Below are 12,342 nucleotides of genomic sequence, written 5' to 3' on the forward strand. Positions count from 1 at the left end.
AAATACATGACCGGTAACGAATTGCGGGAGACCTATCTCCAGTTCTTCGCAGAAAAAAAAGACCATCTTCGTCTCGCGAGTTATTCGCTGATCCCTGAAGACGATCCGACGCTTCTTTTAATCGGCGCCGGCATGGCGCCCCTCAAGCCCTTCTTCACGGGAAAAATGAAACCGCCGCGCCCACGTATTACGACTTCGCAGCGTTGTGTGCGTACCGGCGATATAGAGAATGTCGGGCGTACGGCGCGTCATCAGACATTCTTTGAAATGCTCGGAAACTTTTCCTTTGGGGATTATTTCAAGAAAGAGGCAATCCCTTGGGCATGGGAGTTCTTAACGGAAGTGATAGAACTCCCAAAGGAAAAGCTCTGGGTCTCCATTTATCCCGACGATAATGAGGCACGTGCCATTTGGCTGGAGCAGCCGGGGCTGCTGCCGGATCATATTGTTCCTCTGAACGATAATTTTTGGGAGATCGGCCCCGGTCCCTGTGGTCCTGACTCCGAGATCTATATCGATCTCGGTGAAGAGCGCGGCTGTGGAGAGCCTACCTGCGGCGTCGGCTGCGACTGCGACCGCTTCCTTGAAATTTGGAATTTGGTCTTTACACAATACGATCGCACCGAGGAGGGGGAATACAACCTCCTTGCGCACAAGAACATTGATACCGGCTGCGGGCTGGAGCGACTTGCGTCTGTTGTGCAAAATAAAGAAACGAACTTCGAGACGGATCTGCTCTATCCGATCATCGCTTACGCGTCGAAGATTTCGGGCGTTGCATACGGAAGCGATAAGCGCAAAGATATTTCGCTGAAGGTAATCGCGGATCATGCGCGGTCTATCTCCGTCATGATCATGGACGGTATCCTGCCGTCCAACGAAGGGCGGGGGTATGTCCTGCGCCGCACACTGCGCCGTGCGATCCGGCACGGGCGGATGCTTGGTATTACGGATCCTTTCCTTGACGGTGCAGTAGATGCCGTCGTTGAGATTTTCCGCGGCGCGCCTGATTTCAGCGAACTCACGGCAAAGCAAGAATACATCAAACGTGTGATCCGCGTCGAGGAAGAGCGTTTTGCATCGACCCTTGCGCAGGGCATGGAACTGCTGAATGGCGAGATCGGTCGTCTCAAAGAGGAGAACAAGGTCGTTCTGCCGGGAGACATCGGATTCAAACTCTATGATACCTATGGATTCCCGCGTGAACTGACGGAAGAAATTCTCCATGAACACGGCATCACTCTTGACGGCGTGGAGTTCGACAAAGAGATGGAGGCCCAGCGAAGCCGTGCGCGCAGTGCGCGTGCAGAGAATCAAGTAGTTGCCGTGCCGGATTTGTCGAATATCGATACGAGTGCGCTTCGCTCCGATTCGACTGCCAAAGAAGCCGTTGTCGCGGCGATTTGGCGTGACGGCGAGATCGTCGATTCTCTGCGTGACGGTGAGAGCGCGGGTATCATCCTCGATAGGACCCCGTTCTATGCCGAGGGCGGTGGACAAGTCGGAGACGAGGGGGTTCTGCGGAGCGATCTCGGATATATTTCGATCAGCAATGCGAAAAAACTTCCCGACGGGACAATTTATCATATTGCTTACGTGGAAGAAGGAGAAATCCATCGCGGTGACCGCGTGGACATCACGGTAAATCGGGAGCGAAAACTCTCCTCCGCACGCAACCACACGGCGACACATCTTCTGCAGGCAGCACTCCAACGTGTTGTGGGTGCACATGTCAAACAGGCGGGCTCCTTGGTAACGCCGGATCGGCTGCGCTTTGACTTTACCAATTTTGAACCTGTCACGGAACAGCAGATCCGTGATATTGAGGAATTGGTGAACGCAGAGATTTTGCGCTCGGTCGATCTCGATATCTCCATGATGCCGATTGCGGATGCTAAGAATATGGGCGCCATGGCGCTCTTTGGTGAGAAATACGGCGATATTGTCCGTGTGGTTAGCGTTCCGGGGTTCAGCATCGAGCTGTGCGGCGGATCGCATGTCGGCAATACGGGGCAGATTGGACTCTTTAAGATCATCGGAGAATCCGGTGTTGCCGCAGGTGTACGCCGTATCGAGGCGATTACAGGGAAAGCGGCGTTCTCCTATGCCGCGACACTCTACCATACCGTACAGGAAATATCCGAAAAGCTGAAAACAAGACCGGAAGATCTGTCCTCTCAAATCGATAAATTCCTTGACGAGAGGAAAGCGATGCAGGAACAGCTTCGTCAATTTGCCGAGTTTAGGGATAAAGCCGATGCACAGAAACTCCTAATGGCCGTTCGTGAGATCGGCGCCTTCCATGTCGTCGTTGGTAAGGCGAATGTTGATTCTATGGACGAATTGCGTACCATCGCCGACCTTGCCTGCGAGAAACTCGATCATGGGATCGTGATTCTTGCTGCGGTCATTGACGATAAGGTCAGCCTCGTTGTTAAGGCGGATAAGAATGCGGTGAGCGCCGGGGCTCATGCCGGACAAATTATCAAAGAAGCCGCGAAGGAAGTGGGCGGCGGCGGCGGCGGTCGCCCGGATATGGCGCAGGCGGGCGGGAAGACCCCCGAAAACATTCCTCAGGCATTTGATGCGGCAATTTCCGTAATCCAGCGGCAGGCAAACAACTAATACGGTTTCTTGAAAGGCTGTCACATATGCTGACGGCCTTTTTTAGAAAGGATTTTAGGATGGATGTCGATATTACAAGCGATATAAAAAATATACGGGACGCTTCTGCATAGCGCTTTGTATCTTGGCGGGCGGTATCGCGTATATTATGATGCAAACAGATACAAATAATCATACGACACTTATCGCCGAAGGACGTCTTATGCACCGCACGGAAAATATACTTTCCCCAAGCGGCGGTACGGTAGAGGATATGACGGCACAGGAGGGGAGCTTTCTCGAAGAGGGAACGGTTTTGGCGGTTGTTCGAAACCAAATAACCGAGGAAGAGATCTTACGTTTGCAGCAAAATTTAGATTTATCAAAAAGCAATCTTGCACAGCTTCAAAACGGTATTATTGGAAATACGACAAGCAGTGTCCGCAGTACCGAAAACAATCATGAACTCATCGAAGCAGAGACACGCATGGAGCGGATGAAAGCCCTCTATGAAATGGGGGCGATCAGCGCCGCAAAACGCGATGAATCGATTGCAAACTACGAAGTTATCAAAAGTGCGTCATCTTATTCATCGTCCTCGCCGATAAAAATAACCGTCGATCCCAATACTGTCGAAGCAGCTAAGCGACAAGTCCAAGCCGCCGAAGAGACATTAAAGAAAGCAAAAGAGGAGACAGCGGCAAGTGATATTGTTTCTTCGTACGCGGGAACGATAACCAGACTATTCGTTATGCCTGGCGATCACGTACAGACGGGCGAGGTTCTTCTGCAGGTGCGCCTTGCAGAAAATCCATGGATTGAGACAGAGATTATCGGAGAAGAAATAGATAGGATATATCTAGGACAGCCGGTAGAGTATCAATTAGACCGAATGAAACTGAGCGGTACCGTGCAGGAAATTTCGGATGGCGAAACGGAGGGCGGAGGAAAACGCGTCGTTATATCCGTTCCGTCCGATATAACGGAGGTGCACGGGGATACGGAGCATATCAAGCTGCACTTTATTCCGTGACTGCTTTCATGGCGGCGTGTGACGCTTTACTTTTTCTAGGAAGTATTTTATATTGTGACGTAATAAAGCGTTATTGTGCAAAATGATTTTTTAAGAGGGAATAAATATGCCAAACCATAAACTCAGAGATCATCTGACTGATCAGCTATGTGATGCGACCGTTTTATTGAATACACGAGAGGAATGCTATCGGTTCTTTGAGGACATATGTACCATTGCAGAACTCAAGGCGATTGCCCAGCGTCTTGAGGTTGCTCATATGCTGTATGAAGGCGGGACATACGATGAGATTGTTGCGCAGACAGGCGCGAGCACCGCGACAATCAGCCGTGTGAAACGCTGTCTGAACTATGGCGCCGACGGATATGCGCTTGTTCTGAGCAGACTATTTCCACACGAAGAGCAGAAAGAGGAAGCTTATGAGTAGCTGCGGCGAGCCTTTCTTATGATACAGCGCATACGACAATTTTATTGGGCAATATGGGGGAAAATGGACACAGGTACCCATACCTTTGTCAGATCTTATCTCACCGATGATGAACAGGAGCTTTTTTATGCGATGCATCCTGCGGATCGGTTTCATGCATTTCATGTGGCGCTTACCGCGAAGGAAATCTATCGAGAAGAGCGGCATTTATCCTCCGATGACTATATCTTCCTCATTCGCTGTGCGTTACTGCACGATATAGGGAAAACAAAAGGGACGACGGATGTTTGGGGTAAAGTTCTATCCGTTCTTGCACGCCGATTCTTTCCGTCGACGATACCGTTCTTTGTTTCAAAAAAAGACAAGAGTGGAATCTGCGGAAAGGTTGGAACCGCCTTTTATGTTTCTTATCATCACCCGGAAATCGGTGCGGAGAAACTTCGGATGATAGGGAGGTATAGGGAAGCAGTCATTGTAGCGCAGCATCAAAAAAAAGAAGCACCGGAAGATGATCCGGTACTTTCTATTTTGAAGCGGGCAGACGCACAGAACTAACGATCAGTATCCGCGTGTCTTATCGACGACATTCATCATACCGATACGCTGCGGGAATATCTGCAGGTTGCTGCGAAAGATCTTGAGAGAGCGCTCCAGATACATTGGGGAAACGGATGAATAATGCGGCGTAATGTATAGATTTGGAACGTCCCATAGCGGAGAATCCTCCGGCAGCGGTTCTACCGCGAAAACATCGAGAGAAGCGCCGCGAATCATCCCGGAGGAAAGAGCCGCCATAAGGTCGTTCTCGTTTACCACGGCGCCTCTTGATACATTGATAAAAAACGCATTTTTCTTCATGAGACGGAATGCATCCTGATTAAACATATTGGTTGTTTCAGGCGTCAACGGCAGTGTGACAATAACATAATCCGCACAGGAGAGCGCCTCGGAAATCTGTGCTATCGGAAGCAGCTGATCGACAAACGGTTCGGTTGTTTCTTTTTGTTTTACGGCAACGACGTGCATCCCCATATTTTTCAGATGTTTTGCAACCTCGCGTCCGATGCTGCCAAGTCCGATAACTGCCGCCGTTTTACCGTAGAGTTCGTCGGGAGAAGTTAAACGCTTCCATTGGTGATTTTTTTGATTTTCCCATGCCTCGATCAGTCGGCGGCTCGATGCGAGCATAGTGCCAAGAATATGCTCTGCCATAGGGATCCCGTGGATACCGCGCGAATTTGTAAGTAAAATATCCGATCGGCAAAAATCCTCGCTGGCCATCAGTTTCTCAACACCCGCGCTAAAGGTATGAATCCATTTTAGCTTTGGCATCTGCTGGAGGAATGTATCGATATCTATTTGGAAATCATATCCCAGCAGTATATCGACATCAGGCATCACAGAAGCAGTTTGTTCCGGACGCCCGCATACGACAGTGCAGCCGGGCGATGCGTGATGCAGAAGATCGATCTGTTCGTCATTCAATCGCACAAACGATAGAAGATGAAGTTCCATATGATAAATCCTTTCCGATGTGCAGTAAATTCGTATACCGTTCATTAAATAGTAACTATTCGCTAAAATGACAAAAAACCCTTTTCTAAAGTTCTTCCTTCTTAACTATCCATAATTACCATTATGGATAGTTAAGCGTAAAAATAGAATAAAGATATGTGAATTTTATAACTTATGATTGACAACGCTCCCGTTTAATCCTATAATTTAGATGTTGGGTTATATAATTTTTGATTATGATTTTTAGTCAAGGAGAGTGTTCTTTTATGTCAAAGAATCCTGTAAAAATCACTGAGACTGTGCTCCGCGATGGACATCAGTCACTGCTGGCAACCCGCATGAGAATTTCGGATATGCTTCCGCAGCTTGAGGCGCTTGATGCCATCGGGTACAACTCCCTTGAAGCTTGGGGCGGAGCAACATTTGATTCTTGCCTGCGTTTCCTTGATGAAGATCCGTGGGAACGTTTGGACACTCTGAAGAAGCACCTCAAGACCCCGATCCAGATGCTCTTGCGCGGTCAGAACCTGCTCGGCTATAATCATTATTCCAACGATGTTGTAGAAAAGTTCGTTCAAAAAGCCTCTGCACACGGTATCGGCGTCTTCCGTATCTTCGATGCGCTCAACGACATTCGCAACCTGAAAGTGGCGATCAGCGCCGCGCTCAAATGTCCCGAAAAGCCGCATGTCCAAGGCTGTCTCGTATACACGATCAGCCCTGTGCACACCAACGAAATGTTCGTTGAGCTGGCGGTCGAACTCGAAAAGATGGGATGCCATTCCGTCTGTATCAAGGATATGTCGGGACTTCTGAAGCCATATGTCGCTGAGGATCTTATCACGAAGCTCAAAGCCGCCGTCAAGATTCCCATTGACCTGCATACGCACTGCACGTCCGGATTTGGTCATGCAACGTACATCAAGGCGGTTGAAGCCGGCGTCGACATCATTGATACGGCTCTTGCCCCCTTCTCCAGCGATACGTCGCAGCCGTGCACAGAGACGATGGTTGCTATGCTCGAGGGGACGGAGCGCGACACGGGGCTCGATCGTCAGGCGATGACGCCGATCTCCAAACATTTCCTCAAGGTCAAGCAGGATCTGATCAAGACCTTTAACCTAAAAGGATACTTCGACATCAACCCCAATGTTCTGGACTTCCAGATCCCGGGCGGTATGCTCTCCAACCTTGCAAATCAGCTCAAAGAAGCCGGCATGGAAGACCGCTATCAAGATCTCCTTGATGAGATGCCGCGCGTTCGCAAGGACATCGGTTATCCTCCTCTTGTCACGCCGTCTTCGCAGATCGTCGGCACGATGGCAACGTTTAACGTCATGACAGGCGAGCGCTATAAGATGGTTCCAAACGAGTTTAAGGATCTTGCACGCGGAAAATTCGGCAAGACGCCGGTTGAAATCGATCGTGCATTCCTGACGGACACCTTGAAGATAGATCCCAAGGATATCATCGATGACTGCTCCATCGAGGATGCCAAGGCTAAGACGTTTGCAGAGTTTAAGGAAGAGCTCAAAACAAAAGGCTATCTGAATCCTTCCGATGAGGACGTTCTGTCCTATGCGCTTTTCCCGCAGGTCGCAGAAGAGTTCTTCAAGGCGCACTACAAGCCCATCACGGCGTATGTCAAAGAATAATAACGCTTCCTAGAATCATTCGAGGGGACGGATTGCTTTGCAGTCCGTCTCCTTTTCGTATTCAAGAGAAAAACACTGATTTCCCGATAAACTCGCGCAAAATCGAATTGTTCGGTATCTCGTCCACCGCTGTTATCTCGTTCACATACTGTAAGAATCGGAGAATTAAGGCAGCTTCTGTATATCCGTCCTCCCCTTTTTTTATTTCCTTTAGAAGAGGAATCGCATATTTCTTTAGTACGCCGACCTCATAAATCAGCGCCGAGTTGAAAAGGACATCGGCATCCTCTTGAAACGGGAATATGTATTTTTCTTCCCCAGCCCTGACGTCCGGCCACTGTTTGATGCTCTTGATGGCTTTTGAGCCGCGAAATTGATGGTCTCGTACCAATCGGCGCAAAAATCGTATATCCGTCGTTGGAATCCTATTGTGTGCATCAATATTGAGCTGAGTTAATGCGCTGATATAGATCTTGTATTTATTCTTGCGCGGGATTTCCTTTGTCAGCGCCTCGTTTAGCCCGTGAATCCCCTCTATGATGATCGGCTGATCCGAGCGAATCGATATAGGTTTGCTCTTGCCCCATTCTCTTTTTCCGCTAACGAAATTAAAGCGCGGCAGAACAACTTCTTTTCCGGCAAGAAGATCGACCATATTTTGATTGAAAAGCTCTGTATCGAGGGCTTCCAGACACTCGTAGTCATATTCTCCGCGCTCGTTGCGCGGCGTATCCTCACGATTGAGGAAATAATCGTCTAGGGACAGCATGATCGGATGCAGGCCATTGACACGCAGTTGTATGCGCAGACGCTGTGCAAAAGACGTCTTTCCGGAGGAAGAAGGGCCGGCAATCAAAATGATGCGTGTATCGTCACTATTGGAAGAGATATGATCCGCAATCTGAGCGATCTTCTTTTCCTGCAGCCCTTCCGAAACCCGGATCAGCTCCCCGATCTCATGATTTTTATTGATCCTGTTCAGATCGGAGATGTATCGACAATCTAAAATATCCGCCCATGTTTTCGATTCGGACAGGATAAGCTCGAATTTTGGCTGGTTGATGCGCTTTCGTATTTTACCGTTTGTCATCTCGTCCGGCGTACGGATCAGTACGCCGGTTTTTTCATGGTCAAGCTCGAATTGATTCAGCTCTTTTGTTTCGTGCAGCATCGGACCATATAGGTAGTCTGCATACGATTTACATGTATAGAGGCTAATATACGGCTGTGTCAGCTCCGATATCAAATGCACCTTCCCATAGCGCCCTTCCTTGCGGAAGAGCTCGATCGCTTCTTCTCTCGCAACGGAGCGTTTGCAAAAGGCTATATTCTCGGAAATCATTTGCCGCATGACGGCCTCGATTTCCTTGACAAAATGTACATCAATGCTCTTGTCGGGATGCTGTATTTCGCAAAACAGCCCCTTGTTCACTGTAAATTTTGCAATGACTTCCGCATCTTTATCCAATTCGTTTACGGCAACAATTAAAAGAAACAATACGGAGCGCCGATAGACTCTCCAACCAAGGCGGGAATTTAGTTCTATAAACTTTATATCGTTGCTCTCATGATATAACGACTGCAGATCGTGCACCTCTCCGTCGACAACAGCGGCAACGATGGGGCTAGCGTATTCATGACTATGTTCCCGGGCGATTTCCAGCAGACTTTTTTCCATTCTTACATGCTCCTTTATTTACATATGATAGTAGATAGCGTTTAGTTTTCTGCTCTATGTTTAGATATACAAAAATCCTGCCCATCAGTAGTGCAGGATTTTATTTGTATATGACTAAACTAATGCGGTAACTAGTTTATATGTCAGTGCACCCATAACGGCGGTACAAGGGATGGTTAGAACCCATGCGATAACCATTTGCTGTGCGACACCCCAACGAACTGCATTAATACGCTTGGCAGCGCCGACACCCATGATAGAACCTGAGACGACATGTGTCGTGCTCACCGGTAAATGGAGAAGCGTCGCTCCGAATATGATTATGGATGAATTGAGATCTGCTGCAAAACCTGAGATCGGCTGGAGCTTAAATATTTTTCCGCCGATGGTTTTTATGATGCGCCATCCCCCTGCCGCCGTTCCGCACGCCATTGCCGTCGCCGCCAGTACCTTAACATAAGTCGGTACCTCAAAGACATCGATATAGCCGCCGGACAATAACGCAAGGGTAATAATGCCCATAGACTTCTGCGCATCATTTGAACCGTGAGAAAACGCCATTGTCGCGGCTGATAATATTTGCATCTTCTTGAATTTTCCATTGATGGAAGTCGGTCGAAAATGACCAAAGAAGCGAAAGAGCGCCGACATAATGATGCAGCCGGATACAAGACCGACGAGCGGCGATAGAATGAGAGATAGTATAATTTTGCCAATGCCGTAGAAGTTCAATCCGTCCGAACCGACCGAGGACATAAGAACGGCGCCGATTACCCCGCCGATGAGCGCGTGCGAGCTGCTGGACGGCATAGAGAACCGCCATGTGATAATATTCCATATAATAGAGCCGAAGAGTGCGGCAATCAGGACATGCTCGTCCACATGTCCCGCAGATTTCACAATGTCAGAGCCGATGGTTTTCGCAACGCCCGTGCTATACATTGCCCCGAGGAAATTCAGAACGGCAGCCATGATGATGGCGTGCTGCGGATGAATTGCCCGCGTCGATACAGAAGTGGCGATTGCGTTCGCCGTGTCATGAAAGCCGTTGATAAAATCAAAAATGAGCGCCAACAGGATCACTAAGAAAATCAAAAGCTGCAAATCAGGCATATTTCATTACCACTCCCCGCAGCATGTCGGCAATGAGCTCGCAGTGATCAAGCGTATCCTCCAGTTGCTCTAAGACGTCCTTCCAGCGTATGAGTTCGATTGCATTCGTTTCGTGCTCGAATAAATACGCGACTTCCTGCCGATAGATGGAGTCCCCTTCACTTTCATAGCGTTCTATCTTATGAGACGCATCGAGGATTTGAACTTGATTCTTTCGGATATTATCCAAAAAGGAAAATGCGCGCACAACTTCTTCAGTCGCCACGATAAGCAGCTCCGTCAGTTTGACCGCGCCGGGCATCGGCTCACCGACATGGTACATATGATAGCGCTGTAAAGTTCCCTGCAGCAGGTCTACCCCGTCGTCTAAATTATTTGCAAGGGCATAGATGTCCTCACGGTCAATGGGGGTGATAAACGTAAGGTTCAGCTTATCGATGATACGATCGTTGACGTTATCCGCTTCATGTTCAATGCGGTCAATTTCTTTGACTTTCTCACCGACACAGGTATAGTCCTTCATTACGTCATTAAGAACCAATACCCCAGTGTGAAAAAACTTAGCACTTTCTAGGAAGAGACTGAAAAACTCATCGTCTTTCTGTTTGAAATTGAACATATATCATGACCCTCCCTAAAATATACGAGTTTGGAGTCACACCGCTCGAAAGTCTACGGTGTAATAATATCATTATTTAGGATTGACAGCAAGACAAAATTCAAGTTCCGCGGCATTCGATTTGATATTGAAATTAGGATTTATGATACCGTTGTTATATATGCTAAAAGCCGCATAGAAAGCTCTTCCTCGCTATGAACTTCAATATCCGCTGTAATTTTTGTATCGTCCGGTTTGATGCGGTGTCGATGGTTGAACCACAGTGTATGCCATCCGGCATGACAGGCACCCGGTATATCGAGGGCAAATGCGTCTCCAACGTAGAGGAGACGCTCTGCGGGAAGATCCAGCCGACGCTCCATCTCTCGAAATATACGTACATCGGGCTTGCGAAAATCATGATCGCCGGAGACGATGACATGTTCTGCGGGAATCCAGTGTGCAAGATTCAACGATTTGATTTTTTCACGCTGATGTACGGAGTTGCCATTCGTGATAACACCCATTTTTACATTCTTTTCCCGTAATGTATCAAGAATATGCTTCATCGTATCGGTGAGACGAATCCGGTATTGAAATTCCACATAACGGCGCTGAAACTCCAACACCTCCTCATCAGTGACGGAGACCCCGTATTCCTGCATAGTCATGCGAAGACGATAGGCATAAAGTGCCTCCATCGACATCTTCCCGGTTTGCGTATCGTCAAAGCGTTCGTCACTGTAGCGACGAAATAAGAGGAACAGATCGTTCGTTGGAAACCGATACCGCGTGCCATAGAGGGATTGGTAGGCACCCAAAAAGGGAATAGACATATCGTATAACGTATCGTCAACATCAAAAACTACGCCATAGTTTTTCATCATATCCTCGCTTTGTATTGAAGAGTCTATCGCTATTATAAATAAAATTATGCCCCCGCGCAATGCGTTAGTGCAGGATTTTGTGCGCCGTATAGGTTTCCACCTTAAGACGGCTGCCGTCGGTGCGAAATACGATTGCCCCGTCATAATCCGTTCGCAGCGTTTTTATGCCTTGTTTTTCGTATCGATCCGCCACCTCCTGTTTCGGATGCCCAAATGTATTATCTCTCCCCACCGAGTATACGGCGTATACGGGATGTACGGCGGCGATAAATTCCTCTGAACTCGATGTATTTGAACCGTGATGCGGAACTTCTAGGACTGTGCTCTGTATGTCCTTATGAAGTGCAAGCAGCTTCGCCTCGTGTTCTTTGACCAAATCGCCGGTAAACAAAAAGCTCGCGCTGCCATAGTGCACACGATAGACATTCGACACCTCGTTGCCGGTTGCGCTGTCCGACGGATCATAGGGCGGCGCGTAGACGGTATCGATAGTGACGCCGTCCACTGTGATTCGCCTTCCCTCTTCCGACTTGCTAAATTTTAACAGCAGTGGATCGCTGTCTCCCATATGCATACTTCTCGCATATTCTGTAACCCCCTCATCCGCAATGAACACGTGCTTGACCGGCATTTTTGCAAGAATCGCATGTGCGCCCGCGGCATGATCCGCATGTGCGTGTGAGAGAAATATATAGTCGAGCTCGCGCACGCCATAGTGCAGCAGATACGGAACATCTACCCGTGCGCCAATGTCAAACGCATCGTCTCTCGTTCCGCCGGTATCAAACATCATCGCATGACCATGCGGCGTAATTAGAAGAACCGAGTCCCC

Annotated in this window: 11 protein-coding genes; 5 read left to right on the forward strand and 6 right to left on the reverse strand. The window is 48.5% G+C overall.

The window, feature by feature from the left end:
* Positions 1-6 precede the first annotated feature (6 nt).
* The 4 genes from alaS (at position 7) to HMPREF9162_RS04405 (ending at position 4,619) form a co-directional block, all read left to right on the forward strand.
* Positions 7-2,625: an alanine--tRNA ligase gene (alaS, locus tag HMPREF9162_RS04390; RefSeq protein WP_175282247.1), complete on the forward strand. Its 2,619-nt coding sequence runs from the start codon at positions 7-9 to the stop codon at positions 2,623-2,625.
* A gap of 124 nt (positions 2,626-2,749) precedes the next feature.
* Complete coding sequence (locus HMPREF9162_RS04395; RefSeq protein WP_009438366.1) at positions 2,750-3,637, forward strand: HlyD family secretion protein; 888 nt, start codon at positions 2,750-2,752, stop codon at positions 3,635-3,637.
* 106 nt (positions 3,638-3,743) lie between these two features.
* Positions 3,744-4,064: a YerC/YecD family TrpR-related protein gene (locus HMPREF9162_RS04400; RefSeq protein WP_009348759.1), complete on the forward strand. Its 321-nt coding sequence runs from the start codon at positions 3,744-3,746 to the stop codon at positions 4,062-4,064.
* 18 nt (positions 4,065-4,082) lie between these two features.
* The gene (locus HMPREF9162_RS04405) at positions 4,083-4,619 is read left to right on the forward strand and encodes an HDIG domain-containing metalloprotein (protein ID WP_009438411.1); all 537 of its coding nucleotides are present in this window, start codon (positions 4,083-4,085) and stop codon (positions 4,617-4,619) included.
* 3 nt (positions 4,620-4,622) lie between these two features.
* Here the strand turns inward: HMPREF9162_RS04405 and HMPREF9162_RS04410 are convergent, their stop codons facing one another.
* Positions 4,623-5,579, reverse strand: a complete 957-nt coding sequence (locus HMPREF9162_RS04410) for a D-2-hydroxyacid dehydrogenase (protein WP_009438564.1) — start codon at positions 5,577-5,579, stop codon at positions 4,623-4,625.
* A gap of 266 nt (positions 5,580-5,845) precedes the next feature.
* Between HMPREF9162_RS04410 and HMPREF9162_RS04415 the strand changes: the two genes are divergently transcribed.
* Entirely contained in the window at positions 5,846-7,234 is a 1,389-nt protein-coding gene (locus HMPREF9162_RS04415) for a pyruvate carboxylase subunit B (protein ID WP_009348762.1), read from the forward strand.
* Between the two features lie 61 nt (positions 7,235-7,295).
* Here HMPREF9162_RS04415 and HMPREF9162_RS04420 read toward each other — a convergent pair whose 3' ends face one another.
* The 5 genes from HMPREF9162_RS04420 to HMPREF9162_RS12685 form a co-directional block, all read right to left on the reverse strand.
* On the reverse strand, positions 7,296-8,912 hold the full coding sequence (locus tag HMPREF9162_RS04420) for a nucleoside kinase (protein ID WP_009438566.1): 1,617 nt from the start codon (positions 8,910-8,912) through the stop codon (positions 7,296-7,298).
* Positions 8,913-9,026: 114 nt separating this feature from the next.
* A complete protein-coding gene (locus HMPREF9162_RS04425) occupies positions 9,027-10,025 on the reverse strand; it encodes an inorganic phosphate transporter (protein WP_009348764.1) in 999 nt (332 codons plus the stop codon).
* Positions 10,018-10,644, reverse strand: a complete 627-nt coding sequence (locus HMPREF9162_RS04430; RefSeq protein ID WP_009348765.1) for a DUF47 domain-containing protein — start codon at positions 10,642-10,644, stop codon at positions 10,018-10,020. Before HMPREF9162_RS04430 ends, HMPREF9162_RS04425 begins: the two co-directional genes overlap by 8 nt.
* A 140-nt stretch (positions 10,645-10,784) precedes the next feature.
* Positions 10,785-11,510 carry an HAD family hydrolase gene (locus HMPREF9162_RS04435; RefSeq protein WP_009438472.1) on the reverse strand — a complete coding sequence of 242 codons (726 nt, stop codon included), beginning with the start codon at positions 11,508-11,510 and terminating at the stop codon, positions 10,785-10,787.
* Between the two features lie 64 nt (positions 11,511-11,574).
* Positions 11,575-12,303: a ComEC/Rec2 family competence protein gene (locus HMPREF9162_RS12685; RefSeq protein ID WP_009438571.1), complete on the reverse strand. Its 729-nt coding sequence runs from the start codon at positions 12,301-12,303 to the stop codon at positions 11,575-11,577.
* Positions 12,304-12,342 lie beyond the last annotated feature (39 nt).

Origin of the sequence: Selenomonas sp. oral taxon 137 str. F0430 (genome assembly GCF_000183625.1) — a bacterium.
GTDB classification, from domain to species: Bacteria; Bacillota; Negativicutes; order Selenomonadales; family Selenomonadaceae; genus Centipeda; species Centipeda artemidis.

Coding starts and splice junctions, on each gene's coding strand:
- alaS (WP_175282247.1), top strand. CDS start 7: ATGACCGGTAACGAATTGCGGGAGACCTATCTCCAGTTCTTCGCAGAA.
- HMPREF9162_RS04400 (WP_009348759.1), top strand. CDS start 3,744: ATGCCAAACCATAAACTCAGAGATCATCTGACTGATCAGCTATGTGAT.
- HMPREF9162_RS04405 (WP_009438411.1), top strand. CDS start 4,083: ATGATACAGCGCATACGACAATTTTATTGGGCAATATGGGGGAAAATG.
- HMPREF9162_RS04410 (WP_009438564.1), bottom strand. CDS start 5,579: ATGGAACTTCATCTTCTATCGTTTGTGCGATTGAATGACGAACAGATC.
- HMPREF9162_RS04415 (WP_009348762.1), top strand. CDS start 5,846: ATGTCAAAGAATCCTGTAAAAATCACTGAGACTGTGCTCCGCGATGGA.
- HMPREF9162_RS04420 (WP_009438566.1), bottom strand. CDS start 8,912: ATGGAAAAAAGTCTGCTGGAAATCGCCCGGGAACATAGTCATGAATAC.
- HMPREF9162_RS04425 (WP_009348764.1), bottom strand. CDS start 10,025: ATGCCTGATTTGCAGCTTTTGATTTTCTTAGTGATCCTGTTGGCGCTC.
- HMPREF9162_RS04430 (WP_009348765.1), bottom strand. CDS start 10,644: ATGTTCAATTTCAAACAGAAAGACGATGAGTTTTTCAGTCTCTTCCTA.
- HMPREF9162_RS04435 (WP_009438472.1), bottom strand. CDS start 11,510: ATGATGAAAAACTATGGCGTAGTTTTTGATGTTGACGATACGTTATAC.
- HMPREF9162_RS12685 (WP_009438571.1), bottom strand. CDS start 12,303: ATGATGTTTGATACCGGCGGAACGAGAGACGATGCGTTTGACATTGGC.